The organism is Paramagnetospirillum sp. (genome assembly GCF_058402745.1).
The window spans coordinates 660,025-685,693 of record NZ_JBZVFI010000018.1 but is presented as its reverse complement, the minus strand read 5'-3'; the positions used below and the strand labels follow the sequence as shown (position 1 = coordinate 685,693).

28 protein-coding genes and 1 tRNA gene are annotated in these 25,669 nt (G+C 64.8%); 12 read left to right on the top strand and 17 right to left on the bottom strand.

The genetic code is table 11. The features are described from left to right. Positions 1-11: 11 nt before the first annotated feature. Positions 12-965, bottom strand: a complete 954-nt coding sequence (locus ACV4UZ_RS19290) for an ABC transporter ATP-binding protein (RefSeq protein ID WP_491602396.1) — start codon at positions 963-965, stop codon at positions 12-14. Between the two features lie 49 nt (positions 966-1,014). Here ACV4UZ_RS19290 and ACV4UZ_RS19285 point away from each other — a divergent pair, with 49 nt between their 5' ends. From ACV4UZ_RS19285 to ACV4UZ_RS19270, 4 genes are all read left to right on the top strand, one after another. Continuing rightward, positions 1,015-1,218, top strand: a complete 204-nt coding sequence (locus ACV4UZ_RS19285; RefSeq protein ID WP_491602395.1) for a zinc-finger domain-containing protein — start codon at positions 1,015-1,017, stop codon at positions 1,216-1,218. 104 nt (positions 1,219-1,322) lie between these two features. Next, entirely contained in the window at positions 1,323-4,109 is a 2,787-nt protein-coding gene (polA, locus tag ACV4UZ_RS19280; RefSeq protein ID WP_491602394.1) for a DNA polymerase I, read from the top strand. 313 nt (positions 4,110-4,422) lie between these two features. Next, complete coding sequence (locus ACV4UZ_RS19275; RefSeq protein ID WP_491602393.1) at positions 4,423-4,629, top strand: hypothetical protein; 207 nt, start codon at positions 4,423-4,425, stop codon at positions 4,627-4,629. Positions 4,630-4,649: 20 nt separating this feature from the next. Further along, entirely contained in the window at positions 4,650-4,910 is a 261-nt protein-coding gene (locus tag ACV4UZ_RS19270) for a hypothetical protein (protein ID WP_491602392.1), read from the top strand. Positions 4,911-4,912: 2 nt separating this feature from the next. Here ACV4UZ_RS19270 and ACV4UZ_RS19265 read toward each other — a convergent pair whose 3' ends face one another. The 10 genes from ACV4UZ_RS19265 to ACV4UZ_RS19220 all read right to left on the bottom strand — a co-directional run bounded on the left by ACV4UZ_RS19265 (position 4,913) and on the right by ACV4UZ_RS19220 (position 13,690). Then, positions 4,913-6,280: a DUF4139 domain-containing protein gene (locus ACV4UZ_RS19265; RefSeq protein ID WP_491602391.1), complete on the bottom strand. Its 1,368-nt coding sequence runs from the start codon at positions 6,278-6,280 to the stop codon at positions 4,913-4,915. A 207-nt stretch (positions 6,281-6,487) separates the two neighbouring features. Continuing rightward, on the bottom strand, positions 6,488-7,084 hold the full coding sequence (locus ACV4UZ_RS19260) for a BON domain-containing protein (protein WP_491602390.1): 597 nt from the start codon (positions 7,082-7,084) through the stop codon (positions 6,488-6,490). Next, positions 7,068-7,805: a TVP38/TMEM64 family protein gene (locus ACV4UZ_RS19255; RefSeq protein WP_491602389.1), complete on the bottom strand. Its 738-nt coding sequence runs from the start codon at positions 7,803-7,805 to the stop codon at positions 7,068-7,070. The genes ACV4UZ_RS19260 and ACV4UZ_RS19255 overlap by 17 nt, the downstream gene beginning before the upstream one ends. Beyond that, positions 7,802-8,545, bottom strand: coding sequence for a glycosyltransferase family 2 protein (locus ACV4UZ_RS19250; RefSeq protein ID WP_491602388.1), 744 nt, complete (start codon positions 8,543-8,545; stop codon positions 7,802-7,804). Before ACV4UZ_RS19250 ends, ACV4UZ_RS19255 begins: the two co-directional genes overlap by 4 nt. Beyond that, positions 8,542-9,495, bottom strand: coding sequence for an acetyl-CoA carboxylase carboxyltransferase subunit alpha (locus ACV4UZ_RS19245; protein WP_491602387.1), 954 nt, complete (start codon positions 9,493-9,495; stop codon positions 8,542-8,544). The genes ACV4UZ_RS19250 and ACV4UZ_RS19245 overlap by 4 nt, the downstream gene beginning before the upstream one ends. A gap of 50 nt (positions 9,496-9,545) precedes the next feature. Beyond that, a complete protein-coding gene (locus ACV4UZ_RS19240; protein ID WP_491602443.1) occupies positions 9,546-10,352 on the bottom strand; it encodes an alpha/beta hydrolase in 807 nt (268 codons plus the stop codon). A 231-nt stretch (positions 10,353-10,583) separates the two neighbouring features. Then, complete coding sequence (gene acs, locus ACV4UZ_RS19235; protein ID WP_491602386.1) at positions 10,584-12,521, bottom strand: acetate--CoA ligase; 1,938 nt, start codon at positions 12,519-12,521, stop codon at positions 10,584-10,586. 154 nt (positions 12,522-12,675) lie between these two features. Beyond that, the gene (locus ACV4UZ_RS19230) at positions 12,676-13,005 is read right to left on the bottom strand and encodes a Rieske (2Fe-2S) protein (RefSeq protein ID WP_491602385.1); all 330 of its coding nucleotides are present in this window, start codon (positions 13,003-13,005) and stop codon (positions 12,676-12,678) included. Next, positions 13,002-13,415, bottom strand: coding sequence for an EVE domain-containing protein (locus ACV4UZ_RS19225; RefSeq protein ID WP_491602384.1), 414 nt, complete (start codon positions 13,413-13,415; stop codon positions 13,002-13,004). The genes ACV4UZ_RS19230 and ACV4UZ_RS19225 overlap by 4 nt, the downstream gene beginning before the upstream one ends. Continuing rightward, positions 13,415-13,690 (bottom strand): YciI family protein, encoded by a 276-nt coding sequence (locus ACV4UZ_RS19220; protein WP_491602383.1) that lies wholly within the window; start codon positions 13,688-13,690, stop codon positions 13,415-13,417. Before ACV4UZ_RS19220 ends, ACV4UZ_RS19225 begins: the two co-directional genes overlap by 1 nt. Before the next feature lie 58 nt (positions 13,691-13,748). On the opposite strand from ACV4UZ_RS19220, the gene ACV4UZ_RS19215 reads away from it, so the two are divergent. Then, positions 13,749-14,372 carry a DUF4337 domain-containing protein gene (locus ACV4UZ_RS19215; RefSeq protein WP_491602382.1) on the top strand — a complete coding sequence of 208 codons (624 nt, stop codon included), beginning with the start codon at positions 13,749-13,751 and terminating at the stop codon, positions 14,370-14,372. Here the strand turns inward: ACV4UZ_RS19215 and ACV4UZ_RS19210 are convergent. Next, complete coding sequence (locus ACV4UZ_RS19210; protein ID WP_491602381.1) at positions 14,358-14,831, bottom strand: metal-dependent hydrolase; 474 nt, start codon at positions 14,829-14,831, stop codon at positions 14,358-14,360. The genes ACV4UZ_RS19215 and ACV4UZ_RS19210 overlap by 15 nt on opposite strands. Positions 14,832-14,902: 71 nt before the next feature. On the opposite strand from ACV4UZ_RS19210, the gene ACV4UZ_RS19205 reads away from it, so the two are divergent. After that, positions 14,903-15,322 carry a bacteriohemerythrin gene (locus ACV4UZ_RS19205; RefSeq protein WP_491602380.1) on the top strand — a complete coding sequence of 140 codons (420 nt, stop codon included), beginning with the start codon at positions 14,903-14,905 and terminating at the stop codon, positions 15,320-15,322. Between the two features lie 76 nt (positions 15,323-15,398). Here the strand turns inward: ACV4UZ_RS19205 and ACV4UZ_RS19200 are convergent. Continuing rightward, positions 15,399-15,475 (bottom strand) — tRNA-Arg (locus ACV4UZ_RS19200). Positions 15,476-15,756: 281 nt separating this feature from the next. On the opposite strand from ACV4UZ_RS19200, the gene ACV4UZ_RS19195 reads away from it, so the two are divergent. Further along, positions 15,757-16,860 (top strand): hypothetical protein, encoded by a 1,104-nt coding sequence (locus ACV4UZ_RS19195; protein WP_491602379.1) that lies wholly within the window; start codon positions 15,757-15,759, stop codon positions 16,858-16,860. A gap of 61 nt (positions 16,861-16,921) precedes the next feature. On the opposite strand, the gene ACV4UZ_RS19190 is transcribed toward ACV4UZ_RS19195, so the two are convergent. Further along, complete coding sequence (locus ACV4UZ_RS19190; RefSeq protein ID WP_491602378.1) at positions 16,922-17,404, bottom strand: hypothetical protein; 483 nt, start codon at positions 17,402-17,404, stop codon at positions 16,922-16,924. 175 nt (positions 17,405-17,579) lie between these two features. Between ACV4UZ_RS19190 and ACV4UZ_RS19185 the strand changes: the two genes are divergently transcribed. The 5 genes from ACV4UZ_RS19185 to ACV4UZ_RS19165 all read left to right on the top strand — a co-directional run bounded on the left by ACV4UZ_RS19185 (position 17,580) and on the right by ACV4UZ_RS19165 (position 21,108). Further along, the gene (locus ACV4UZ_RS19185; RefSeq protein ID WP_008618450.1) at positions 17,580-17,918 is read left to right on the top strand and encodes a cyclic nucleotide-binding domain-containing protein; all 339 of its coding nucleotides are present in this window, start codon (positions 17,580-17,582) and stop codon (positions 17,916-17,918) included. A gap of 7 nt (positions 17,919-17,925) precedes the next feature. Then, complete coding sequence (locus ACV4UZ_RS19180) at positions 17,926-18,366, top strand: type II toxin-antitoxin system RatA family toxin (RefSeq protein WP_491602377.1); 441 nt, start codon at positions 17,926-17,928, stop codon at positions 18,364-18,366. 265 nt (positions 18,367-18,631) lie between these two features. Next, complete coding sequence (locus ACV4UZ_RS19175; protein WP_491602376.1) at positions 18,632-19,324, top strand: hypothetical protein; 693 nt, start codon at positions 18,632-18,634, stop codon at positions 19,322-19,324. Then, on the top strand, positions 19,321-20,112 hold the full coding sequence (locus tag ACV4UZ_RS19170; protein ID WP_491602375.1) for a site-specific integrase: 792 nt from the start codon (positions 19,321-19,323) through the stop codon (positions 20,110-20,112). Before ACV4UZ_RS19175 ends, ACV4UZ_RS19170 begins: the two co-directional genes overlap by 4 nt. Before the next feature lie 459 nt (positions 20,113-20,571). After that, complete coding sequence (locus tag ACV4UZ_RS19165) at positions 20,572-21,108, top strand: hypothetical protein (protein WP_491602374.1); 537 nt, start codon at positions 20,572-20,574, stop codon at positions 21,106-21,108. A 406-nt stretch (positions 21,109-21,514) separates the two neighbouring features. On the opposite strand, the gene ACV4UZ_RS19160 is transcribed toward ACV4UZ_RS19165, so the two are convergent. From ACV4UZ_RS19160 to ACV4UZ_RS19150, 3 genes are all read right to left on the bottom strand, one after another. After that, positions 21,515-22,042 carry a BLUF domain-containing protein gene (locus tag ACV4UZ_RS19160; RefSeq protein WP_491602373.1) on the bottom strand — a complete coding sequence of 176 codons (528 nt, stop codon included), beginning with the start codon at positions 22,040-22,042 and terminating at the stop codon, positions 21,515-21,517. A 550-nt stretch (positions 22,043-22,592) separates the two neighbouring features. Further along, positions 22,593-23,987 carry a hypothetical protein gene (locus tag ACV4UZ_RS19155; RefSeq protein WP_491602372.1) on the bottom strand — a complete coding sequence of 465 codons (1,395 nt, stop codon included), beginning with the start codon at positions 23,985-23,987 and terminating at the stop codon, positions 22,593-22,595. Positions 23,988-24,319: 332 nt separating this feature from the next. Continuing rightward, complete coding sequence (locus tag ACV4UZ_RS19150; protein ID WP_491599533.1) at positions 24,320-25,564, bottom strand: ISL3 family transposase; 1,245 nt, start codon at positions 25,562-25,564, stop codon at positions 24,320-24,322. Positions 25,565-25,669: the final 105 nt, after the last annotated feature.

Here is a 25,669-nt window from a genome sequence, read left to right as displayed (position 1 = left end):
CAGCCGGTGCATCATTTCGACGAGGTCAGTTGCAGGAAGATGTCCTCGAGGTCGGTTTCCTCGGTGGACAGGTCGGCGATGGCGAGATCGGCGGCGGCGAAGGCGGCGAGGATGCGGCCCATGGGCGTGGCCGAGGGACGGTAGCGCAGCAGCAGCCGCCGGGAATCAAGGCGTTCCGGCCCGAACGGCGCCAGTTGGGCCGGAATCTCGGCCAGATCGGCCTCGAGCGTGATGGTCAGCGCCTTGCCGTCGATGCGCTTCAGCAGGTTGGGCGTGGAATCGCAGGCCACCAGCTTGCCGTGATTGATGATGGCGATGCGGTCGCACAGTTCCTCCGCCTCCTCCAGATAGTGGGTGGTCAACAGGATGGTGGTGCCGCGCGCGTTGAGTTCGCGCACATAGGCCCACAATTGCTGGCGCAGCTCGATGTCGACGCCGGCGGTGGGCTCGTCGAGGACCAGCACCGGCGGAGAATGGACCATGGCCTTGGCCACCAGCAGGCGGCGGCGCATGCCGCCCGACAGCGTCCGGGCATAGGCGCCGGCCTTGTCGGCCAGCCCCACCGCCTCAAGAATCTCCATGGTGCGGCGCTCGGCCTTGGGCACGCCGTACATGCCGGCCTGCACGTCCAGCAGTTCCCTGGGCGTGAAGAAGGGGTCCAGGTTCAGTTCCTGCGGCACCACGCCGATGGCGGCCTTGGCGCCCCGCCCGTCCACGTCGATGTCGCGGTCCCAGATTCGGACCCGGCCCTCGGTCTTCAGCACCAGGCCCGCCAGGATATTGATGAAGGTGCTCTTGCCCGCCCCGTTGGGGCCGAGCAGGCCGAAGAACGAACCGCGCGGCACCGACAGCCCGACGCCGTCGAGAGCGCGCTTTTCACCGCCCCGGCCGCGATAGACCTTGACCAGGGAGTGGGCTTCGACCGCCGATTCGGGCAGGGTGGCGTGAGAGAGTGATTGAACCATGGCCGCCAATGGGTATCATCCGGCCAACACCCCGGTCAACGGAGCACCCATGTCGTCCGCGTCAACCCAGCCCGCCGCCGCCTTCGAAACCATCACCGTGTCCACCGCCTCCGTCGCCTGCGACGGCGACGTGGCCAAGGGTCTCGGCCATCCCCGCGTCTTCCTCGACCTCACCGCCGAGGGCAGGATCGTGTGCCCCTATTGCTCGCGCACCTACGTGCTGGCCGAGGGCGCCAAGATCGGTCATCACTGAAGCCGATTGCATCGGCCTCAGCATTGCCTGTGGCGCGCCCGTGCCGGGCGGGCTCAATCGCCGCTCGGGCTTTTGAGGGTTTTTCCTTCTGAAAGGGCGGCATCATGTCCTCCCCCCGCCACGTCTACCTGATCGACGGCTCGGGCTTCATCTTCCGGGCCTTTCACGGCCTGCCGCCCATGACCCGGGCCGACGGCACGCCGGTGAACGCCGTCTACGGCTTCACCACCATGCTGATGAAGCTGCTGTCCGACACCGACGCCGATCATCTGGCGGTGATCTTCGATTCGTCGCGCAAGACCTTCCGCAGCGACATCTACCCCGAATACAAGGCCCACCGCCCGCCGGCCCCCGAGGAGCTGGTGCCCCAGTTCCCCCTGGTACGCGAGGCGACGCGGGCCTTCGACCTGCCGGCCATCGAGCTGGAAGGGTTCGAGGCCGACGATCTGATCGCCACCTATGCCCGGCTGGCGGTCGAGGCGGGGGCCAGGGTGACCATCGTCTCGTCCGACAAGGACCTGATGCAGCTGGTGGGGCCGGGGGTCGAGATGTTCGACCCCATGAAGAACCGCGCCATCGGCGAGGCCGAGGTGCGGGAAAAGTTCGGCGTTGCCCCGGACAAGGTGGTGGACGTCCAGGCCCTGTGCGGTGATTCCTCGGACAACGTGCCGGGTGTGCCGGGCATCGGGGTCAAGACCGCCGCCCAATTGATCGAGGAATACGGCGACCTCGACACCCTGCTGGCCCGGGCCGGCGAGATCAAGCAGCCCAAGCGCCGCGAGACCCTGCAGCAGAACGCCGATCTCGCCCGCATCTCACGCGAATTGGTGCGCCTGCGCGCCGACGCGCCGGTGCCGGTGCCGCTGGCCGAGCTTGGCGTCAGGCCGCCGGCCCCGGACAAGCTGGCCGCCTTCTGCGCCGCCCAGGGCTTCAAGTCGCTGCTGGGCCGCCTCAACGCCAGGATTCCCGCCGCGCCCACCGCCACGCGGGCCATCGCGGCCGCCGCTCCGGCCGAGGTTCCCTCCCTGCCGACCAAGGTGGAGACCGCCTACGAGCTGGTCACCGATCTTGCCGTCCTGGATCGCTGGATCGCCAAGGCCACCGAGACCGGGCTGGTGGGCTTCGACACCGAGACCACCGGCCTCGATCCCCTGCGCGCCAGACTGGTCGGACTCTCCCTGGCCGTGGCGCCGGGCCGGGCCTGCTACATCCCGGTGATGCATTCCCCGGCCCAGGCCCAGGGCGACCTGCTGGGCGGGCTGGATGGCCCCGCCGCCGACGCGCCCAGGCTGATTCCGGCCGCCGAGACCCTGGCACGCCTGAAGCCGCTGCTGGCCGATCCTTCGGTGCTGAAGGTCGGGCACAACATCAAGTACGACATGCAGGTGATGGCCGGACTCGGGCTCAAGGTGGAGCCCTTCGACGACACCATGCTGCTGTCCTACGTGCTGGACGGGGCCAGCCACGGCCACGGGCTGGACGAGCTGTGCCTGCTGCATCTCGGCCATGCCAACATCGCCTTCTCCGAGGTGTGCGGCACGGGCCGCAATCAGGTGACCTTCGACCGCGTGCCGCTGGACAAGGCCTGCGCCTATGCCGCCGAGGACGCGGACATGACGCTGCGCCTGCACGCCCTGTTGAAGCCCCGCCTGCTGGCCGATCGCATGGTCACCGTCTACGAGACGCTGGAGCGCCCGCTGGTGCCGGTGATCAGCGCCATGGAGCGCGACGGCATCAAGGTCGACCGCGCCCAGCTGATGGGGCTGTCCGAGGATTTCGGCCGCCGCCTGGGCGAGCTGGAGACCGAGGTGGTGGCCCTGAACAACGGCGAGGCCTTCAACCTGGGCTCGCCGCAGCAATTGGGCAAGGTGCTGTTCGAGACCCTGGGGCTTCCCGGCGGCAAGAAGACCAAGACCGGCCAGTGGGCCACCGGCGCCGACGTGTTGGAGGAGCTGGCCCCCCTGCATCCCCTGCCCGCCCGCCTGCTGGACTGGCGCATGCTGTCCAAGCTGAAGGGCACCTACACCGACGCCCTGGTGGCCCAGATCAACCCCGCCACCGGACGCGTCCACACCTCCTATGCGCTGGCCGCCACCACCACCGGGCGGCTGTCGTCCTCCGATCCCAATCTGCAGAACATCCCCATCCGCACCGAGGAAGGCCGCAAGATCCGCCACGCCTTCGTGGCCGAGCCGGGCAAGAAGCTGATCAGCGCCGACTATTCCCAGATCGAGCTGCGCCTGGTCGCCCATGTGGCGGCGATCGAGGGCCTGCGCGACGCCTTCGCCAAGGGCGAGGACATCCACGCCATCACCGCCTCCCAGGTGTTCGGCGTGCCGGTGGAGGGCATCGATTCCGCGCTCCGGCGCCGGGCCAAGGCCATCAATTTCGGCATCATCTACGGCATCAGCGCCTTCGGCCTGGCCGCCCAGCTGGGCATCCCCCAGGGCGAGGCCAAGGCCTATATCGAGGCCTATTTCGCCCGCTACCCCGAGATCCGCGCCTATATGGAGCGGACCAAGGAGGAGGCGAGGGAGAACGGCTTCGTCACCACCCTGTTCGGCCGCAAGGTCTTCACGCCGGGCATCAAGGACAAGAACGGCGCCATGCGGGCCTTCGCCGAGCGCGCCGCCATCAACGGCCCCATCCAGGGCGGGGCCGCCGACATCATCAAGCGCGCCATGATCCGCCTGCCCGCCGCCCTGACCGATGCCGGGCTGAAAGCCCGCCTGCTGCTCCAGGTCCATGACGAACTGGTGCTGGAAGCCCCCGAGGCCGAGGCCGAGGCCACCGTCGCCGTGGTGAAGCGCGTCATGGAATCCGCCGCCGCCCTTTCGGTCCCCCTGCTGGTGGAAGCCGGCATCGCCGACAGCTGGGACGCGGCCCACTAAAGGCGAAGGGACTCGTCCCTTCGCGCATCTCCTGTCATCGTCGCCCCGACATCGGCAACTTTCGCGATTACATACCTTCGGCGTGTTAACCGGCGGGAGAAATGCCGCTTATGCAAAGCTCACAATTACATCTCGTTTACATGCCATTTAACAAGTGAACGCAATAACAAGAGAACCATTACAATACGCATATTTGTAATATGGGCATTATTTGGTTGCGGAAGGACGATTCCAGGACATACCATCGCCCTATCAAGGCCTCCGTCACCGGGACGGGGTGATACCGCACGGCATTCGCCGGAAGGGGGAACTCATGGACGCAGCGACGTTGGAGATGGTGTTGACCGCCTACGACGAAACCGTCCAGGATGCCCTGGCGGCCGGCCGTGGCGACGCCGTCGCCCATTCCGAGGGATTGACCGCGGCTTCCATGCTGCTGGCGGCCGTCACCGGGGTGGAGGATTCCGCCGCCCGCGCCGAGGTCGAGGCCCTTGATCCCAGACAGAGGCTCGCCGCTTGAACCACGGCGACGATGGTTTCGTGGATGACATCAAAGCCATGATCGAGACGCTGACCGAAGAAAAGAACCGGCTCGATTTCGAGCTGGACGCGGCCCTTCACACCTTCGCCGAATACGAGGAAGGCATGAACGTCCGCTGGCAGACCGCCGACCCCGCCGCCCGTCAGGCCCTGATGGAAGAGCGCAATCAGGTCGAGGAACAGCTGGGCATCGTCACCATGGTATTGCGGCTCGACGAAATTCGCGAACAGCTGGACGCGCTCCGTCAGCAGGTGGCCTGAAGCTATTTCATGCGCACGCGATAGCGCAGCACCGCCTCGCCCTTGGCGGGAACCGCAACCGTCCAGCGGACCAGGGCGGCACCCTCCCTGACGTGGGGAAGGTTTTCCTCCAGCATCAGCCAGTCGGGACGGAAGGCTTCGCGCACCGTCACCGTGGCCGGCTGGTCGCCGCCATTGGCGAGGCGCACCTCCCAGGCGGATTCGCTGACCTCGGCCGAGACCTTCTGGAAGTCGCTCTGCACCCGCCGGGCGGTGAGGTCGAAGGACTGGCCCAGGCTGAGGCGGGCCTCGGCCCCCTCGGGCAGGGCCGGCAGCTGGTCCTCGCCCAGCAGGACCAGCTCGCCACCGGGGCCGCGCATGGTCACCCGGATGGGACCGGCGGGAATCGGTCGGCCCAGCCCCGCCTTGGCGGTGTTGGCGAAGGCCAGCCGCAGCACCGGATGCTGGGGCCGCGACTCCAGGGCCCGCGACAGGAACGGATGGATGCCCTGGGGGTCCAGGGTCAGTTCCCGGCTGACCGCCACCTGGGCGGGCGGCATCAGCGGCACCTGCCGGCTTTCGCCGTCGCGCAGGGTGAGCGGCCGGGGCAGGGTGTAGACGTGGTAAAGGCCCGCCGCCTCGCGCGACGGCATGGTGGCGGACTCGGCCATGGCGCGGGCCGCCATCATCATCTTGGGCACCCCGCCACCGGCCTGGGTGGCGCCCGCCACCAGACGCAGGGTGGCATCGGTGAAATCGGCGCCGCTGGCGTTGCTGACGTCGGCCCAGACGGTGAGAGCCAGACGGTCGCCCTTCAACTCGCCGCTGGCCAGCGGCGTCCAGGCCAGTCCGTCGGCGGCATAGGACAGGTCCACCTCGCGCCGCCCGGCGCTGTCCGCCTCCACCTGGGCGCGGAAGGACGGACGCGGCGCCAGGCCCGGCGCCAGGGAATCATAGACGATACGCAACGGCCGGCCGGCCACCACCTTGCCGTCCGCCTCGAACAGCGGCGTGCCCTCGGCGGCCAGCACCGTGGCCTTCTGCGCCGGTGTGTCGCCATCCCACACCACCGCCACGGTGCGGCCGAGATGGGCGGCCAGCTGCCGCTCCGCCGAAAGGAGGCCGGCATCGACCCAGCGCTCGGCGACGCCGAGGCCCGCCCCTTCCAGGGTGGCGCTGCCGGGGCGGATGGTACGGGGAATGCCGTCCAGGACCAGGGACGAGGCGCCCTTGTCCAGCATCGCCGCGCGACGGTCGCGGACCAAAGCCGGACCATCCTGGTGCAGGGTCAGCGACAGGGCGGACCGGGTGTCGGCGGGCAGGGAGACCTCGCCGGCCGACGCGGCGGCGGGCGCGGCCAGCAGAAACAGCAGGGTAAGAGGACGGGGCATGAACCGGACTCCAGGGGCAAAGCATCGAGCGTCAAATCCGAGACGGATTGTCACCCTGAGGCGCGGCCGAAGGGTCTTTCAGGCACTTGCGGCAACCGCCTCAGGCTGAAAGATGCTTCGCTGCGCTCAGCATGACAGCGCGTTTCATATTCGACGCCCGCCGCTCCAGCCTGCCAACCCTGGACCCGGAATGCGGCTAAACCATGGTCAGCGAACGGAGACCCTGTCCACCACCCACTTGACGCCATCGAAGGTGCGGACGAAGGCGGCGGCCTTGTCCACGTCGGCCTTGGTGCGGGTGGTGCCCTGCAGATAGGCGACGCCGTTGACCACGCGGACCACATAGGCGCCGTTGATGTCGTCGTTGCCCAGCAGGGCCTTGTAGATGCGCTGCTCCAGGTTGCCGTCGGGGACATAGGCGGTCTGGCCGGGATTTTCGGCCAGGACCAGTTCGTCGTGGACCTGGGCAACGCCCTCGATGGAACGGACCAGCTGGTCGGCGCGGCGGCGCAGCTCGGGCTTGGTGACGGCGCCGGTGAGCAGGACGCCGCCGTCCCAGGCCCGCACCGAGACGCCCTTGAACGCCTCCTTGTCGGCCTGGTTGAGCAGGGCGATGGCCCGCTGGCCGACGGCGTCGTCCCAATTGCGCTCGCCGCGCGGGCGCACCACGCGTCCCTGGGAATCGAAGCTCAGCTCGGTGGTGCGGGGCGGGGCGGTCAGGGTCGGCGCCGGCTGGTCGGGAGCGCAGGCGGCCAGGCCGCACAGGGCGAGGCAAAGGCAGAGGGCTCTAGCGGATTTCTTCATGATTTTCGTCGCCGTCTTCTTCGATGACCGCCTCGGTGGCGGCGTCCAGGTGCCGGCCGTGGCGGAAGCGGCGGAACAGCCACACACCCATCACCCCGGAGGCGACGAACAATACCACGCTGGCGCCGATGCGGAAGACCGGATCAACCTGGATGCCGCTGCCCAGCAGCGCGAAGACGATGCTTTGCGGCAGATAGCCCAGCAGGGAGCCGCCGAAAAAGGCGATGGCCCGGCTTCCCGACACACCGGCCGCCATGTTGGTGATGACGTTGCTGCCCACCGGCAGCAGGCGGATCAGCAGGGTCATGGCGAAGGTGTTGCCGGCCAGGAAGGCGTCGATGCGGGCGATGCGCTCGGGAAAGCGCGCCACCACGAAGCCGCGTCCCATGAAGCGGGCATAGAAGAACGTGGTGACGCAGCCCAGCATGGAGGCCAGGGTGGACCACAGAAGACCCTCGGCGAAACCGAAGGCGTAGCCGGCCAGGAAGCACACCCCCTGGCGCGGCAGGCCGAAGCAGACGGCCAGCGCCCCGATCAGGACGAACAGGGCGTCGCCGCTCAGGCCCTTGCCCCGGATCTCGGAATCGATCCAGTGGGTATCCAGCGCGTCCTTGAGGCCCAGGCCTTCCAGCACGAAGCCGACGGCCGCGAAGGTGGCGATCAGCACCAGCCCCTTAGCCATGGCGCGGGGATTGAGCAGGGGGTGACGGCGGCTCGTCACTCGCTGCTCTCGATGACCGGATTTCTGGCCCGGCGCATCAGCCACATGACGCCGAACAGATCGACGATGCCCACCCACAGGCGATTCCACACCCCGTATTTCGAGGTGCCGCGCTCGCGCGGGCGGTGGTTGACCTTGACCACCTCCACCGACCCGCCGGCCCGGATGACCAGGGCGGCCATGAAGCGGTGCATGTGGTCGAAGCGGGGCAGGTCCAGGAACAGCTCGCGCGGCAGCAGCTTGATGCCGCTGCCCGAATCCGGCGTCCTGTCCTTCAGCAGCTTGGAGCGGATGGCATTGGCCAGCTTCGAGGACAGCCGGCGGATGCCGTCGTCGCGGCGGTTGGCGCGCCAGCCGGTGACCATCAGCCGGGGCCGCACGTCATCGGGCTGGGAACGCCAGTGCTCCAGCATGGCGGGCAGGTCGGCGGGATCGTTCTGTCCGTCGCCGTCCAGGGTGGCGATCAGCCTGCCGCCGGCATGGCGCACGCCGGTGGCCACCGCCTGGCTCTGGCCGCAGCTGACCTTGTGGCGGACCACCCGGAGGCGGGGATGGATGGAACGGGCCTGGTCCAGCGCCGCCGGCGTGCCGTCGTCCGATCCGTCGTCCACGTAGACGATCTCGAACTCCACCTTGCCCTGAAGCGCCATGTGGATCTCGTCCAGCAGCGGACGGATGTTCTCGGCCTCGTTCTTGACCGGGACGACCACCGACAGTTCAGGAACGGCGAGGCTGGTCACGACAGGCCCGCCCGCCCCATCTCCAGGAATTTCTCGCGCCGGCGGGCCCGCAGGATGCCGCCCTCGAGTCCGCCCAAGTCGCGCAGGGCCGAATCCACCGCCATGCCCAGGGTCTGCATCATCAGGTCGGAATTGCGATGCGCCCCGCCCATGGGCTCGGGCACCACGGAATCGATGATCCCCAGCTTGTGCAGGTCCTGGGCGGTGAGGCGCAGCTGCTCGGCGGCGTCCTTGGCGTTCTCGGCCGAGCGCCACAGGATCGAGGCGCAGCCCTCGGGACTGATCACCGAATAGATGGCGTGTTCCAGCATCAGGACGGTGTTGCCGGTGGCCAGCGCGATGGCGCCGCCCGACCCGCCCTCGCCGATGATCACCGAGACCAGCGGCACGCGCACGTCCAGGCAGGTCTCGATGGACCGCGCGATGGCCTCGGCCTGGCCGCGCGCCTCGGCATCGACGCCGGGATAGGCGCCGGCGGTGTCCACCAGGGTGAGGATCGGCACCTGGAAATGGTCGGCCATCTCCATCAGGCGCCGTGCCTTGCGGTAACCCTCGGGCTTGGCCATGCCGAAATTGTGCTTCAGGCGGCTTTCGGTGTCGTGGCCCTTCTCGTGGCCGATGACCATCACCGAGCGCCCCCGGAACCGGCCCAGGCCGCCGATGATCGCCTGATCCTCGGCGAAGGCGCGGTCGCCGGCCAGCGGCGTGAAGTCCTCGATCAATGCCGAGATGTAGGCCAGCGTGTGCGGACGCTCGGGGTGGCGGGCCACCTGCGTCTTTTGCCACGGCGTGAGCTTGGCGTAGGTCGAGCGCAGCAGCTTGTCGACCTTGGCCTGGAGCTTGGACACCTCGTCGGCGATGTTGACGTCGCCGCCATCGGACAGGTGCCGCAGCTCCTCGATCTTGCCCTCGAGCTCGGCGATGGGCTTTTCGAATTCAAGGATATGCATGGGGGAAACTCATACAGGCAGAGGGGCTTCGGGGCAAGGGGCTCAAGCCGTCACAGGGCGCGACGGGTGATGAAGTCGATGATTCGCTTGCCCGCCCCGTGGTCCCACAGGTCGTTGTGGTGCGCCTCGGGCAGGAACAGGCCTTCCTTGATGGTGTCGGCGGCGTTGAGCACCGCATGGCCCATGGTCACCGGCACCAGGCCGTCCCTGTCGCCGTGCACCACCATCAGCGGCACCCGCAGGCCGGGCGCCTTGAGCAGGTTGTCGTAGCGGTCGCGCGTCAGCAACTGGGCCAGGGGGGGAAGCACATAGGCCGGGGCCAGATCGGCCAGCGAGGTGAACGGGCTTTCCAGCACCACCATCATCACCTCGTGGCGCACCGCCATTTCCATGGCTATCCCCGAGCCCAGCGATTCGCCGTAGAGCACCAGGCGGCGCGACGGCAGCCCCTGGCCGGTCAGCCAGCGGATCACCGCCTCGGCGTCGGCATAGAGCCCCCGCTCGCTGGGGCGTCCGGCATTGCCGCCATAGCCCCGGTAGCCGGCCAGCAGCATTCCGAACCCGGCGTCGAGAAAGGCGCGGGCCTTGTGGGCGCGGTCGGCCAGGGTGCCGGCATTGCCGTGGAAGAAGACGATGGTCGGCCGGTTGACGCCCTTGGGCGGGGCGTACCAGCTGGTGATGATCCAGCCGTCGGCGGTCTTGATGGGGACCGGCACCATCTCGGGCAGGCCCGCCTCGTCCGGCCGGGTGCGGGTGGAATCGGGATGATAGATCATGCCGCGCTGTATCAGGGCGACGAACCCGACCAGCAGCAGGTATGCCCCGCCCAGGCCCAGCACCGTCTTTACCATGATCATCAGCACGAAGGTGATCCTTGTCTAAAGCATCGAGCGTTAAATCATAGGCGGATTGTCACCCTGAGCCTCGGCGAAGGGTCTTTCAGGCACCGACGGCAATTACCTCGGGCTGAAAGATGCTTCGCTGCGCTCAGCATGACAGCGCGTTTCATATCTGGCACTCGCCGCTCAAAAAAGGGTGGGGCCCGCGAATCGCTCCGCGGGCCCCGGTCTTCCCACTTGAGTGGAGTCTTAACCGCGATTCATGCGGCTGTCGATGAGGTCGTCGACCACGCTGGGATCGGCCAGCGTCGAGGTGTCGCCCAGCGAGCCGAAATCGTTCTCGGCGATCTTGCGCAGGATGCGGCGCATGATCTTGCCCGAACGGGTCTTGGGCAGGCCCGGCGACCACTGGATCAGGTCGGGGCTGGCGATGGGGCCGATTTCCTTGCGGACCCAGTTGACCAGCTCCTTGCGCAGATCCTCGGACGGCTCCTCGCCCGACACCAGGGTGACGTAGGCATAGATGCCCTGGCCCTTGATGTCGTGCGGATAGCCGACCACGGCGGCCTCGGCCACCTTGGGATGGGCGACCAGGGCGGATTCCACCTCGGCGGTGCCCATGCGGTGACCGGAGACGTTGATCACGTCGTCCACGCGGCCGGTGATCCAGTAATAGCCGTCCTCGTCGCGACGGGCGCCGTCACCGGTGAAGTACATGCCCTTGTAGGTGGCGAAGTACGTCTGGATGAAACGCTCGTGGTCGCCGTAGACGGTGCGCATCTGGCCGGGCCAGCCGGGCTCGGCCAGGCAGAGGTTGCCCTCGGTCTTGCCTTCCAGGACCTTGCCCTCGGCGTCGACCATCACCGGCTTGACGCCGAAGAACGGACGGGTGGCCGAACCGGGCTTCAGCGCGGTGGCGCCCGGCAAGGGCGTGATCAGGATGCCGCCGGTCTCGGTCTGCCACCAGGTGTCGACGATGGGGCAACGGCCGTCGCCCACCACGCGGTGATACCAGGTCCAGGCCTCGGGGTTGATGGGCTCGCCCACCGAACCCAAGAGGCGCAGCGACTTGCGGCTGGTCTTCTTCACCGGCTCCTCGCCTTCGCGCATCAGCGAGCGGATGGCGGTCGGCGCGGTGTAGAAGATGTTGACCTTGTGCTTGTCCACCACGTCCCAGAACCGCGACACGGTCGGGTAGTTGGGGATGCCCTCGAACATCAGGGTGATGGCGCCGTTGGCCAGCGGGCCATAGACGATGTAGGAGTGACCCGTCACCCAGCCCACGTCGGCGGTGCACCAGTAGATCTCGCCCTCGTGGTAGTCGAAGACGTACTGGTGGGTCATGGAGGCGTACACCAGGTAGCCGCCCGAGGTGTGCAGCACGCCCTTGGGCTTGCCGGTGGAGCCGGAGGTGTAGAGGATGAACAGCGGATCCTCGGCGCTCATCTCCACCGGGGTGTGGGTCGGAGCGGCCTTCTCGACGATCTCGTGGTACCAGTGGTCACGGCCGGTGACCATGTGGATGTTGCCGCCGGTACGCTTGACGACGATGACGCTCTTGCACGACCAGCAGGTCTCCAGCGCCTTGTCGGCATTGGCCTTCAGCGGAACCTTGCGGCCACCGCGCAGACCCTCGTCGGCGGTGATCAGCAGCGAGGAATCGCAGTCCTGGATGCGGCCGGCCAGGGCGTCGGGCGAGAAGCCGCCGAACACGATGGAGTGGACGGCGCCGATGCGGGCGCAGGCCAGCATGGCCACCGCCGCTTCCGGAATCATGGGCAGATAGATGGTGACGCGGTCACCCTTCTTGACGCCCAGATCGGTCATGGCGTTGGACAGGCGGCAGACGCGCTCGTGCAGGTCGCCATAGGTGATGTGGGCCGACTCGCCCGGGTCGTCGCCTTCCCAGATGATGGCGGTCTGGTCCTTGCGCTTGGCCAGGTGGCGGTCCAGGCAGTTGGCCGCCACGTTCAGCGTGCCGTCCTCGAACCACTTGATGCTGACGTCGCCGGAATAGGAGACGTTCTTCACCTTGGTGTAGGGCTTGATCCAGTCGATGCGCTTGCCGTGTTCGGCCCAGAACCCGTCGGGGTCCTTCACCGAGCGCTCGTACCACTCATTATACTTCTTGTCGTCGATGAGAGCGTTCTTCGCGGTCTCAGCGGGAACAGGATAGACCTCGGACATCTTGGGGGTGTCTCCCTTTTCTGATTGACCCGCGTCCATCCGGTGGCTGGCGCGGGATGTTTCCCCGGTAAAGCAGGCGACGATTATGTTCGACTCGCCAGGACGACACAAGCCCGCTCAAAGGGGTAGGGCCACGCCGTCACCGAATCGTCGTTTAAGCCTTTTGCACCACGATCCCGTCGACGACCTCGACGGGAAAGGGCTGGAGCGACCGCCCGCTGCAGGGGCCGCGGGTGCAGGCCCCGCTCTCGATGTCGAACAGGGCGAAATGATTGGCGCACAGGATGGAGGTCTGGAACAGGTCGAGGAACTTGTCGTCCTCGAGATTGAGCGGCGCCCCCACGTGCGGGCAGGAATTGACGTAGCCGAAGACCTCGTCCCCCTTGCGCACCACGAAGACGCGGCGCTTTTCCCCATCGACCACGGCCCGGAACTCCCGCGCCCCGGGATCGGGAAGGGAGTCGAGGGGGCAGAGGGTCTTCACGCCGCCACCCCGCCCAGACCGCAGAGGATGCCCCAGGCGACCTCATCCACCGGCGTCACCGACAGCCGGCTCTGGCGCACCAGGGCCAGATCGGCCAGACGGGGGTCGGCCTTGATCTCGGCCAGGGTCACCGGCCGGGCCAGGGGCGCCACCGCCTTCAAATCGGGGCACATCCAGCGGGGATCATCGGCGGTGGGGTCGGGATAGGCTTCCCGCACCACCTCGACGATGCCGACGATGCGCTTCTCGTCCACCGAGTGGTAGAAGAACGCCCGGTCGCCCAGCCGCATGGCCTTCAGGTTGTTGCAGGCCTGGAAGTTGCGCACCCCGGTCCAGGCGGTCACCCCGTCGCGCATCTGGTCCTCCCAGGACCAGGCGCCGGGCTCGGACTTGACCAGCCAGAAGGCCATCAGGGCAGCACCTTCCTGTAGCGGATGACGCTGACGCTCTCGAACAGGCCGGCCTTGGCATAGGGGTCGTTGGCCAGGAAGGCGTCCAGCTCGGCCCGGTCGTCGGTGTCGAACACGAAGGCGCTGCCGATCATGCCCTGGCCATCGTCGGTGAGCAGCGGACCGCCGATGACGATCTTGTCCAGGAACCCCTTGGCGTATTCCAGATGGGCGGCGCGGTTGTCGAGGCGGGTCTGAAGATGACCGGGCTTGTCCTTGCACTGGACCATGAACATACTCTGGCACTCCGAATTCAATTCGAGGACTGTCAGGGTAACGGAAAAAAGGCCGGTCATGGAAGCCCACGAGACGCACGAGAAGATTCACGAGGTCGCCCACCACGACCACCACGAGGACCATCACCGCAAGGAAGGCAAGGCCAGCCGCAACAAGAAGATCGCCATCCTGATCAGCATCCTGGCCGCCCTGCTGTCCATCACCGAGGCCGGCGGCAAGAGCGCCCAGAACACCTCGCTGTCGGCCAATATCGAGACGTCCAACCTGTGGGCGTTCTTCCAGGCCAAGACCATCCGCATGACCACCATGCGCACCGCCGCCGACGCCCTGGAAGTGGCGGTGGCCGGCATGGTCCCCGAGGACAAGGCGCCGGTGGTGGCCAAGCGCATCGGCGACTGGCGCGCCGCCGCCAACCGCTACGATTCCGAGCCCGAGACCGGAGAGGGCCGCAAGGAGCTGGCGGCCCGCGCCAAGGCCGCCGAAGCGGTGCGCGACCGGGCGCTGGCCTCCTATCATATGTTCGAATACGGCTCGGCGGCGCTGCAGATCGCCATCGTGCTGAGTTCGGCGGCGGTGGTCACCGGCGCCATCATGCTGGCCTATCTCGCCGGCGGCCTGGGTGTGGTGGGAATTGGCTTCGCCGCCCTCGGCTGGCTGGCGCCCACCCTAATTCACCTGTAGCCACGCGATGGCGGCGGCGAAGGCCGCCACCACCAGCCATTCCATCACCCCGCCGGTGGAGCACAGGCCGACGCCGAAGCGCTGCTTCCACGGCCACAGCAGCGGCACGCCGGACGGCGTCAGGGCATCCGCGGCCAGATGGGAGAGATAGCCCACCGCCAGCGGCTCGGCCAGCCGGGCCGGGCCCTCGGCCGGCTCCATCACCGCCAGCACCGCCAGCCCGCCGGCCACCGCCAGCAGGGAATGGGTCAGGCCGCGATGCCCCAGAAGCATGGAGAGCGGCCGGGACACCGGCCACAGGCGCCGCCCGATCCACGAGGACGGATGGTCGATGTCGGGCAGCAGCGCCCCCAGGGTGGCCGCAGCCACGCCCTCGGGTCCCAGGGGCGCGACGATTCCCGCCCGCTCGGCCAGCATCCAGGCCGCCGCCCCCAGCACCACATGCGATACGACCATCATCCGGCTTTTCCCCCATCCCCGCCTCGGGTAGAGTCCCGGGCGGGGTTCGGATATCGGCCGGGAGGGGTCAGATGTCAATCGCCTGGGACGAGGCGCTGGCGGTCGGCGATCCGAGCATCGATTCCGACCATCGGCGGATGATCGCGCTGATCGCCGAGCTGGAAGCCGCGGCCCGCGCCGAGATCGACTGCGCCGCCATCGGCCGGACCCTGCGGGACCTGGCCGCGCTGTGCCGCGAGCACTTCGGCCGCGAGGAAGCCCTGCAGCAGGCGGTCGGCTTTCCCGAGGCCGAAGCCCACCGCACCGCCCATGCCATGTTGCTGAAGCGGCTGGAGTCCGTGCTGGCCCATTATGCCGATGGCTGCGACGAGGTCCGCGCCGGCATCGTCCGCACCCTGGGCGATTCGCTGGCCACCTGGCTGCTCAGCCACATCGTCAACAACGACATGGAATTCAAGCCCTACGTGACGGCGGCCCGACAGGCCGTCTAGGGCTCCAACAAGCCAAGACCCCGCCACCAGGGGTGCGGGGTCTTGTCGGCTAAGGGCCTGTAAAGCCTAAAGGAAGTGGCGCGCCCGGAAGGAATCGAACCTCCAACCCCCAGATTCGTAGTCTGGTGCTCTATCCAATTGAGCTACGGGCGCCCTCTTCTCCGGGAATGTCCCCCGGCGAGGACGCGGACCATACACAAACACCTTGCCCCCCGCAAGCGCCAATTTCGATCCACGGAAAAACCGCAAAACCCTGTGGACTCGGGCCGTGGGAATGCACCACTTATCGAAATGCGTACTTGTGGCCGCTTGGTCATTTGCGTAAAATCCGCCCCAAAGTTTGCGGGGGCAATCTGGATATTCATTCGTGGACACGGACGTCGGCCCCCGCCGGTACTTGTCCGAACTGGCGACGCAAAGGATCAGCAATCCCCATGGCCCTGAAAAAGACCCATGCCGCCGCCCTGTGCGCGGTCCTCCTGGCGAGCGGATGTTCGTTTGCCGAGGACGTGCTGTTCCCGGCTTCGGGAACCGTCGCCCCCAGCCAGGGCGTGGCCGCCGAGGCCATGGCCGACGCCCCCCCCGCCTTGGGAACCGGGAATTACGAGCCCGTCGGCGTCACCGCCGGCTCGCCCACCGGGACCTTCGTCGGCGGCAAGGTCACGGCGCTGCGCGCCGACCTGCAGGCGCTGCAGGCCACCCTGGCCCGGCAGAACCAGTCGCTGCAGCAGATCCGCAACGAGACCGTCCAGGATTCCCAGCGCTATCACGGCACCGTCGCCGCCATCAACGCCCGCCTGCAGGTGGGCACCACCCCTGGCAATCCGGTGCTGACCCAGCAGTGGAACGCCGCCCAGGGCGAACTGGACCGCATCACCGACGACGTGCTGAAGATGAACCGCCTGACCAACGACGTGACCGCGTCGTCGACCATGGCCGGCTTCCTGCTGGATTCGGTGCGCTCGGCCCGCTCGCTGTCCGGCGCCGTGGACGAGGATCACCGCCAGCTGCGCATTCTCGAGGACGAGACCAACCGCACCGTGGTGATGGTCGAGCGCCTGCTGTCCGAGCTGACCAGCGATTCCATCCGCCAGCAGCAATACGTCGCCTCCGAGAAGCAGAACCTCAACACCCTGGCTCTCGGCATCAAGAACGGCGCCCTGTTCGCCGGCGGCCTGACCTCGCGGGTCAATGCCAGCTACGACACCGCCGCCCCGGCCCGCGCCCTGGCGGCCGGCGAGTCGCCGCTGGTGACCATCCGCTTCGACAAGCCCAACGTGAATTACGAGCCGGCGCTTTACGCCGCCATCAAGAGCGCCCTGGACCGCCGCCCCAGCGCCACCTTCGACGTGGTCGCGGTGTCCCCGGTGGGCAACACCCCCGGCACCCAGGCCCTGGCCGCCACCAACGCCAAGCGCAATGCCGACGCGGTGCTGCGCTCGCTGACCAACATGAACCTGCCGGCCAGCCGGGTGCGGACCTCGTCCACCACCAGCCCGGCGGTGTCGGGCGGCGAGGTGCAGGTCTTCGTGCGCTGATCCGTCCTTTTCGGACAAGGAAAAAGCCCCGGATCATGGTCCGGGGCTTTTTGCTTTCGGGCTATTCCCGGGGCATGGCCAGGGCGTCGGGCAGCAGACCGTCGAGAATCAATTCCTCGACAATGCCCTCGACGATGCCGCGCGCCAGGCGCGATGCGCCGGAACTGCCCAGCATCATGTTGAAATAGGGCAGCATCAGCTCGGTGGTGCGCACCCATTCCACCGGCTGGCCGCGCAGATTGCGCTTGGGCGGCGAGACGGTGTTGATGTGGGCCAGCGCCAGTTCCTGCAGCGTGGCCTTCAGCATGCCTTCCAGGGTGTTCTTCTCCAGCAGCAGCTGGTATTGCGGATTGTCACGCTCGCGCGCCGCCCAGGACGGGTCGGTGGCGGGCTGGGCGGCCGGATTGCCGTCCAGCTGCTCGACCACCCTGGCGACCATGCGGGCGGCGGAAAGCTCCTCCTCCTCGGTGCAGCCGTTGGCGGTGGTCATGGCCATCAGCGCCCGCAGGCGGGCCAGCCCCTTGGCGCGGTCGTCTGTGCTCATGGATGTGCGGCCTTTGGAATCATCGGGCAAGTCTATGCCCGACCTCGCCCTTCTGTCGATGGGCAAGGCGGAGGTTGTACCACGCGCCAAAGGTGATTACCTCATATACGCCTTCGGGAGTGACTCGGGAGCCGAACGCGAATAAAGTCGTATCGTAAAGGCTGGGGTGGCAGGCATGCGTAACGATAGGATTCTCGAGCGCAAAGTCTTTTATGCCGGGGCGAAGATCTTCAATGAAGGCGACAGCGGCGACCGCGCCTACCTGATCCAGGACGGCCAGGTGGAGATCATCAAGCACGGCATGACGCTGGCCACCATCGGCAAGGGCGAATTGTTCGGCGAGATGGCCCTGGTCGATGACCAGCCGCGCATGGCCACCGCCAAGGCGTTGTCCGACGTATCGTGCATCATCATCTCGCGCGATACCTTCCGCGAGAAGCTGGCCAAGGCCGATCCCTTCATCCGCGGCCTGCTCAACATCTTCGTGCGCAACATCCGCAACCTGACCCGCTGAGTCCGCCATGCCCCCCTTGAGCGGCGGCTGGCGCCTCGACGTGCCCCGCCACACGCCGGAACAGCTTTACGCCCTGGCGTCGGACATCGAATCCTATCCGCGATTCCTGCCCTGGTGCCAGAAGGCCCGCATCCGCGCGCGCGACGGCGACCGCATGGAAGTGGACAACCTGTTCGGCCTGGGGCCGATGCAGGCCCGCTTCACGTCCCATGCCGTCGAGGAACCCCCCGGGCGGCTGACCATCACCTCCCAGGACGGCCCATTTCACCGGTTCCGGCTGATCTGGGAATTCGAGCCCATGGGCGAGGGGTGCCGGGTCGAGGCTCGCTACAAGATGGAACTGCGCTCGCCCATGCTGCAGACCATGGCGGCCATGACCCTTCCGGCCATGGAGCACAAGGTGGTGCAGAACTTCAAGGACCGCATCCGCCAGGTTTACGGGCGATAGGGGCGAAAAGCATGAAAGCCCAGCCGACCACCTGGTCCTGCTGGGCTTTCAATGGTGCCGGCGAAGAGACTCGAACTCCCGACCCGCGCATTACGAAAGACCTGACATTTAGGTTTTCTGCGGCTTTCAGGCTGGACTGATCGGCGGAATCCGGCGGCCAAACATTGACGAAATCCAGCATTTCTGCAACTCTTCCTCTCGAATGCCTCGCACCTCGCACTTTTCCTCGCAGGTTCCAGAGGGCGCGGCTCGGAAGATTGTGCAGATGACCGTCGCCGCCCGCAAGCCGTCCAAGCCCGCCGAGATGCCGACCCGCTTCGACCTCGACGAAGGAGCCTACCTTTACCTCCGAGCCGGAGCCAAGAAGGGCCGCTGGCAACTCTACGCCTATCTCGATGGCGACGAGATCAAGCAATCGACCGGCACCGCCGATTTGGAGCGGGCCAGGACAATCGGGCGCGAAATGCTGGCCGACGCTAGGAACCGCAAGCGGCGGGGAATGGCCGCCCGACCGCAGTATTTCACCGACATCGCCGAGCTGTGGCTGGCCGAGACCATCGGCGACGAGCGCGATTGGACGGCGCAGAGACTGCCGCCGGAAGAGGTCAAAGCCAAGCAGGGCATCCGCAAGCAGGTCCGCGACTACCTCATCCCCTATTTCGGCCAGCACATCGGGCGGCGGTCCATTGACGAACTCAGCGAACCCCACATGACCGAGTATCAGAACTGGCGGCGGCGCCAGCGCGCCGACTGGGTCGTCGAACGCCGAGACCTGATTGACCGTCGCCGTCGGGAGGCCGCAGCTCGCTGGACGACTACCTGCCAAAGGACAGCCTCGGCTACATCCGACCGCAGGTCTCGACCGCCGCCATCAACAAGGAACTGTCCATCCTGCGCAAGATTCTGGACTTCGCGGTGGCGCGCGGCACTGTCCGCCACGGTGATTTGCCTCGGGTGAAAACCCTGGCCGTGGAGGATGGAATCGCGCGGATGGGCTTCACCTCAATCGAACTCGCCCTCATCCGCAGGACGGCGAAGCAGCGATTCGAAACGACTCAGCACGAAGTGATGATGCGCTACCGTGAACGCCATCCCGCTTCCACCCCCGAGCAGGCGTTCCTTGACGACTTGCTGTCGGAGGAGTGGAAGGCGGATCGGGTGGCTTGGGGGCGATTCGTCCTGATGTGCGCTATCGACATCCTGGCGGGCACCGGAATGCGTCCCTCGACTCTCGCCGAAATCAAGATGCGAATGGTTCTGCGCCGCGAGCACGACGAAGGCGGCCCCTTCTATGCCGAATATCTGTCGGTGGCCGACCACGCCAACGCCCTCGTCGGCTTCACCCACAAGGGAGCGCGTCGCGGCGCCGAACGGGCCAGGATGCGGACGATTATCCCCGACACGATGGCATGGAAGGCCATCCAGCGGCTGAACGATGCGCGTCAGCACAACCCCGACCTCCCTCTCATCGACATCCATCCCCACGCCATCAACACCGCCTTCAAGAAAGTCCTGAAAGCCTGCGGCCTGGAAATCGGCCCCAACGACCGGCCACGCAGTCTTTACGACCTGCGGCACACCTACATCACCCAGAAACTGCTGGAAGGGGTGCCGCAGGCCCTGGTGGCCGAGAACACCCTGACCTCGGTCCAGATGATTGAGCGCTACTACACTCATCTCTGGGTGCAGGAGAACTTCGATCGTCTGGCGGGCGGCGCGAAGTTGCCGAGGAAGCGCCGCCCTTAATCACCCAGGCTGCACGAGCAGGTCAGGCGGACGCCATTTGGTTGTGGCATCTCCTTCTGTCTTGGGGCACCATCCAAGTTGATCGATGGGCAACGGAGGTCGGGGTGTTCAGTAAGAATTTCACGAAAAAGCAGATGCTTTTCGTTCTTGCTCTGGTGTTTATTGGGGTGCTCCTTAAGGAACTCGGATATGCGCGGCTTGGCATCCCGCTTATGGCAGCAAGCTTGGCCGTCATCCTCTTAAAGTATTGGGGCGACTTTCTCAGAAGGCGGCGGTAAATCACCGTTCCCGGCCTCGCTCCGCCCGTTCCCGCGCCCTGTCCCTGGATGACGCCAGCCAGTCGCGCAGCCAACTGACCACTTGGCCGTGGGCCTCCCGCAGGGCTTCGCCGCCGTCCAGCCGGAGCCACGCCCGGATTCCCTCAACCACCGCCGGTGCGGGCTTTCGCAGGTCCGAGGCGTGGCCGAGTGTTCGGGCGCCGCGCTCGAACAGGAAGGTGAAGTGCCGCCGCGCACGGTGTTCCATCGCCGCCTGCCACGATCCATACTGCCGGAGGTCGGCGGCATAGGCGGAAAGCCCCCGCTCAAATGCCGTCCAAGCCTTGCCCGCGACGATGGCTTCGCGCCCAATGACGGTTCGGTTCAACTGGAATACCGGAGCGACACCAATCCGGCCCGGCTGGCCTCCTACCTGTCGAAATACCTGACGAAGCAGGCCGCCGCCGATCTTGATGGTGCCCATCGCTACCGGGCGGCCATCGGATTGAAGCGCCCGACCATCAGCCGCCACTACATCACCGAGACAGAAGACCTCGACACCGTTGCCGAAGACGCGCTGCGTCAAGCCGGAGCCGCCGGATGCGTGGCCGTGGCGGGTGATTTCCACGGATGGGCCTGCAACTGGGACCGGCGCGGCGACATCATCACGGAATCTGGCCCGTCATCGGGCAAGGATGGAGCCTCGCAAGTTCCTCGCAGAAAAATTCGGATTTCGTAGGCGCGAGGAAGCGCCGCTAAATGTAGCGGTGCTTCCTGTCGCAATCTGCAAGAAATGGTGCCGGCGAAGAGACTCGAACTCCCGACCCGCGCATTACGAATGGATAGCTGAAAAATAGCGCATTGAAATTAAACATTGAAATACGCCAATGCCTAACTGTGAAAAGAATGTGAAATGATTTGCGGAAAACATTAGGATAAGAATATAACAAAATGTAGCGCATAATGGCGCTGTAAGCGCCAATATATAGTGTCATCGGGTGCATTCAGCGCAGCAAAAATGCGCAGCTCGATCCGCAGTAAGTTCCTTGTTTGTTTTTGTCCGATTTTGCTCGTTATCGTATGCTATAATGGGAAGTCTGACCACCGAACGCGGCGGTCGGCTGTCGCGTAACACGACGGCCAATCTAATCGTCTTCCGCGCCGACTGCCTTTCGGAAAGAGGAAATAAGGCGATCAATCCGAGAGGTCATTGCCGATTGCGTTCCAAGCTGCGGCCCTGCATTAACGAGTGAGCGGAATAGATCGGCGTCGTCTTGTGCAAAGGCGCTGAGGTCTGTCACGGCCATTCCCCAATTTGAAAAGTTCCTGCGCTGTATCACTCCGTCATACAGCGCAAACGCTCCATAATGCCGCCTATCCCTTTGAATTAAGTCGTAAAGAGCAAGAACCTCACTCTCGGGGCCTTCCAGGATTTGGAAAAAAGTCCGGTCATGATACAACAATACGCCACTAATATTTTTTGCCTTATTATTGGCAGAAGATTGACTTGCGAGCAGGCGAATGTCTTCTGCCTTCATATCGCTCCAAGCGCTGCTGGTATAAATTAGGCAATACAGCTCGCCACCCAAGGTTGGTTGCCCTCTCATATTTTGCACAATGAAGTTGCCTCGGGTGATTATTTTATTTAAGCCGCCTGCGTTGCGCAATATCATCAGTCAATTGATCGCATGAACCTCTGCCCCGCTTTGCTTCAAAACCTTTTCAGCGCGGCGGTCGGCTGTCGTGTAACACGACGGCGATGCGGGCAACTTGTCGGGAAACCCGACAACATAAGCGCGTCGCCTCAGGCATATAAGCATCGCAGTATGTTTATCTGCTGTTTACAGTCGATTTGAGACGCGAGCAGCGCAACGTGTCATAAGTATGCCCTGCAATGTCGATGTAGTCGTGGAGCAAGAAACGTGCTGAGCGATATAGCTCAAGAGCATGCACGCCTTTATGAAATGATTGGGTCACTGGCCGCTGTTATCACGGCCAGCGCTAATGAACGCGTCATAAATGATGGTATTTCAATAATTTCAGAGCGACTTAAGCTGCATTTTGATATTGAAGAGCGTGCGCTTGAGTTTTTAGATGCAGAACTGAATGTTCTTATGCATTCAGATCACCAATTAATTCTTTCCAAAATAGAGACTGCAAGGGCCTGCGTATCAGGCGATAGGCAGAAGCTTATAGCCGCGCTTGACGAAGTTAAATCATCACTTAAGAAGCACGATAGAGAGCTTGATTGGCCAATATTTCACTATGTGAATAACAATGAGTGCTCTGACTGTAGGCACGAGGACCGCAATTAGTCATAGCGCTATTAATTTCATGGCACAAAATAACCAAGCGCTTGCGATTCGACCTCTCCATCTCGGTAGTTGCCACGGCGGCATATTTGGCCGAGATGGATGCAAGGCGGTTTGACAACCGCATCAGCACCAGCAATGACCGCTCGGCGGTTGCCTTGAACTGCGGCGCTCTTGCGTTCGCGCTGTGGGTAGCCTGGAGGGTGAAATGCCAGTCCACCCCACTGATCTGCACGACGCACCGTGATGGTCTGTCGCCGCCATAACTGATGAATGCAATGCCGCCGCCAATGCCATTCCCCTCGCATTTGCTGTCACGGAATTCGTGGATGGCACTGGCGACGTGCTTGCTGGGCAATCTGCCGCTGGCCGCGTCCGCTTTGGCCAGCCAATGGGGAATGACCTGGCTGCTGATGGCCTCGTACCACTGCCGCGCTTCCGCGTCCTGTCCGCGCTCCACATAGATCAATTCCTCCACGCGGCGTGGACTGCGAAAATTCAGGCGGTATTTCTCCTTCCCTATTTCCAATTGGCCGCGCACATAGCTGCGCGAACTGCCATCGACCCAAAGCGATATAATGGCCTTGTTGGAATTGGCCTTCACCTGACCTGTTGACCGATTGGCCTTCGCCGCCCACGTGGCGAAATCCACAGCACCTCCAAGTGGCTCTTTCTTCCCCCCCAATGGCTCGTCCGATTGGGCGGCCAGTCCACGAAGTGGCGCAGCCGCATCGTCGATCACATTGTCATTCATTCCAATTGGGCAGATCGCCTTTCCTTCTTCCGAGTGGCGAGCCACAAGCGAGCCACCATCGGCGAAATCGGCTGAAAGGCCATTGGGCGTGGCCGAAGGCCGCGAAACAGCCAACGGGGTATCGATTAGTTTTAGCAATAGTTTAGCAATAGCGACTGGATAAGTCGTTGAAGGAACAGATGAATTGGCCCCTTTGGTGTGGAAACTGTGTGGGAGATGTGTGGAAACGGCGTGGAAAGCGTGTGGAAAACGCCCATGCAGATAGGCCATGCGGCCACTTGATGCATTGCAGTTTGCCCAATCCACTGCCTGTTTGATTGGCCGACGCTGTTCCCTGGTCAGCTGTATTGCACCCTGATGCGCCACCTGAATGCCGTAATGCATGTCCAACTGCCTGACCAGCCAATCGCCCTGTTTCTGGGACGTGCGCCCCTTCGTGTTGAAGGCCGCGATGCAGCCGATCAGCACGTCGACATATCGCGGACCACCTTGGTGCTCGCATAGCTTGTTGATGTGTCTATTCCATTGAATTTGTGCCATTTGCGTTTTCATCCAAAAGCGTTTTCAGTTAAAATGCTGGGGCGGCCTGGAAAACGCAATGAAAGAGGCTGTCACTGTTCCCGTCGGATGCAGTTAAGCCCCAGCATTGTATTTATTCCGATCTGCGGCGCTGCGAATGCGAATTTGGAAATAATTTTTGTCGGCTTGTCACGCCAAGCCATATTGCTGCACGGCAGCAATCGCGTCATTTGCAAGCCATTGACTATATTGACGAAATTCAGAGGATTATCGCGTTGTCGTGTTACACGACACAGAAGCCGAAATGGAATTTTGATGCGCGATGGCGCAAGCAATGGAGTTGAAATTTTGGGTTCTTCGACGCCTCAAATGGATTTGAAGAGATCCCCGAGTGGGGCGGCGATCAGGTAGATCATGGTCGCGAAGGTTGTGGTATTGCGGTAGCCCCTGGCGCGAGCGCGTGCCGCCTGGAAGAGGCCGTTGAAGCCCTCCAGTCGGGCGTTGCTGTGGGTTGATGTCCAGCGTTCGAGGATGCGTTGGCGGTGGTGCTCGACGGTTCCCAACGCCTTGCGGACGGGATCGAGGATGGTGTTGTCGCCGATCACCTCGAGTGCATGGCGCAGAAAGTTGGTGATCCGCCAGCGGGCAGCCTGGACGGTGTCGGCCTTGCGCACCCAGCGGAGTTTCTCCTTGAGCCGCCATGCGATGGCGGTCAACAGGTCGGAGGCTTCCAGTTCGGCCAGAGCCTCTGCCTGTGCCTCGGTCATCTTGCCGTCGGCCTTCTTCAGGATGGCCCAGCGCAGCGCCTTGGGCAGCTTGTTGCTCCTGGCTTCGGCGCGTCGGACCTCGTCGAGGGCCTTGGTGAACAACTGGACCACATGGAACCAGTCCACGGTGACGGCGGCGTTGGGGAAGGTTTCCCCGATGGCGGCGATGAAGGCGGGGCTCATGTCGCAGACCACCTCGACGACGCGGCCCGGCTGGCCGCCATGGTCCATCATGAACGCCTTGAACCGGGTGACGGTCTCCTTGCCCCGGCCGGGGGTGACGAAGACCACCGGCTTGTCCTTGCGGTCGAGATCGATGAACACGGTGACATAGGTATGGCCGCGCTTGGCGGCGGTTTCATCAAGGCCGACGGCGGCGAGCTTGGACAGGTCGAGGCGCTCCACCGCCTTGCGGACATAATGATGAACGATCCGCCATAGACGGTTGTCAGTGACCTCGATGATGCGAGCCGCCGCCAGCACCGGCATCTCGCGGACCAGAACCAGCGCCACCTGCTCGAACAGCAGAGTGAACTGACTGCCTTCTCTCGCCCACGGCACGCCGATCCGAAGCACACCATGCTCCGGACAGTCGGTGCGCGGCACCTTGGCGGTGATGTGGCAATGGTGCTGGAAGAAGTTGAGGTGCCGCCAGGTGAACTCCGCGAAGTCGTGCGCCTTGCAGGCTCGGCCACACTGGGGACAGGCAAACATGGTGCCGCGATCGACCGCAATCTCCAGGTGCAGCACGTGCGGATGAACCGTCGTGTCCAGTCGCTGCTCGACCAGTTTCCACGGCGGGGAAACGCCCAGCCCCAAAGCCATGATCGTATTGGCGTCCACGTCGATCTCCTCTCCTCCCAGACCACCGCAGAGTGCCATCGTGCTCACGCCGGTCAAGGACGCGTCCCACGCCGCTGACGCGGTGGCCTGCGGCCATCCCTGACC

What these genes read in the sequence shown, in the direction of transcription:
- ACV4UZ_RS19290 (WP_491602396.1), bottom strand. Translation starts at nt 965, where the DNA reads ATGGTTCAATCACTCTCTCACGCCACCCTGCCCGAATCGGCGGTCGAA.
- ACV4UZ_RS19285 (WP_491602395.1), top strand. Translation starts at nt 1,015, where the DNA reads ATGTCGTCCGCGTCAACCCAGCCCGCCGCCGCCTTCGAAACCATCACC.
- polA (WP_491602394.1), top strand. Translation starts at nt 1,323, where the DNA reads ATGTCCTCCCCCCGCCACGTCTACCTGATCGACGGCTCGGGCTTCATC.
- ACV4UZ_RS19275 (WP_491602393.1), top strand. Translation starts at nt 4,423, where the DNA reads ATGGACGCAGCGACGTTGGAGATGGTGTTGACCGCCTACGACGAAACC.
- ACV4UZ_RS19265 (WP_491602391.1), bottom strand. Translation starts at nt 6,280, where the DNA reads ATGCCCCGTCCTCTTACCCTGCTGTTTCTGCTGGCCGCGCCCGCCGCC.
- ACV4UZ_RS19260 (WP_491602390.1), bottom strand. Translation starts at nt 7,084, where the DNA reads ATGAAGAAATCCGCTAGAGCCCTCTGCCTTTGCCTCGCCCTGTGCGGC.
- ACV4UZ_RS19245 (WP_491602387.1), bottom strand. Translation starts at nt 9,495, where the DNA reads ATGCATATCCTTGAATTCGAAAAGCCCATCGCCGAGCTCGAGGGCAAG.
- ACV4UZ_RS19240 (WP_491602443.1), bottom strand. Translation starts at nt 10,352, where the DNA reads ATGATCATGGTAAAGACGGTGCTGGGCCTGGGCGGGGCATACCTGCTG.
- acs (WP_491602386.1), bottom strand. Translation starts at nt 12,521, where the DNA reads ATGTCCGAGGTCTATCCTGTTCCCGCTGAGACCGCGAAGAACGCTCTC.
- ACV4UZ_RS19225 (WP_491602384.1), bottom strand. Translation starts at nt 13,415, where the DNA reads ATGGCCTTCTGGCTGGTCAAGTCCGAGCCCGGCGCCTGGTCCTGGGAG.
- ACV4UZ_RS19220 (WP_491602383.1), bottom strand. Translation starts at nt 13,690, where the DNA reads ATGTTCATGGTCCAGTGCAAGGACAAGCCCGGTCATCTTCAGACCCGC.
- ACV4UZ_RS19215 (WP_491602382.1), top strand. Translation starts at nt 13,749, where the DNA reads ATGGAAGCCCACGAGACGCACGAGAAGATTCACGAGGTCGCCCACCAC.
- ACV4UZ_RS19210 (WP_491602381.1), bottom strand. Translation starts at nt 14,831, where the DNA reads ATGATGGTCGTATCGCATGTGGTGCTGGGGGCGGCGGCCTGGATGCTG.
- ACV4UZ_RS19205 (WP_491602380.1), top strand. Translation starts at nt 14,903, where the DNA reads ATGTCAATCGCCTGGGACGAGGCGCTGGCGGTCGGCGATCCGAGCATC.
- ACV4UZ_RS19195 (WP_491602379.1), top strand. Translation starts at nt 15,757, where the DNA reads ATGGCCCTGAAAAAGACCCATGCCGCCGCCCTGTGCGCGGTCCTCCTG.
- ACV4UZ_RS19190 (WP_491602378.1), bottom strand. Translation starts at nt 17,404, where the DNA reads ATGAGCACAGACGACCGCGCCAAGGGGCTGGCCCGCCTGCGGGCGCTG.
- ACV4UZ_RS19185 (WP_008618450.1), top strand. Translation starts at nt 17,580, where the DNA reads ATGCGTAACGATAGGATTCTCGAGCGCAAAGTCTTTTATGCCGGGGCG.
- ACV4UZ_RS19180 (WP_491602377.1), top strand. Translation starts at nt 17,926, where the DNA reads ATGCCCCCCTTGAGCGGCGGCTGGCGCCTCGACGTGCCCCGCCACACG.
- ACV4UZ_RS19175 (WP_491602376.1), top strand. Translation starts at nt 18,632, where the DNA reads ATGACCGTCGCCGCCCGCAAGCCGTCCAAGCCCGCCGAGATGCCGACC.
- ACV4UZ_RS19160 (WP_491602373.1), bottom strand. Translation starts at nt 22,042, where the DNA reads ATGATATTGCGCAACGCAGGCGGCTTAAATAAAATAATCACCCGAGGC.
- ACV4UZ_RS19155 (WP_491602372.1), bottom strand. Translation starts at nt 23,987, where the DNA reads ATGAAAACGCAAATGGCACAAATTCAATGGAATAGACACATCAACAAG.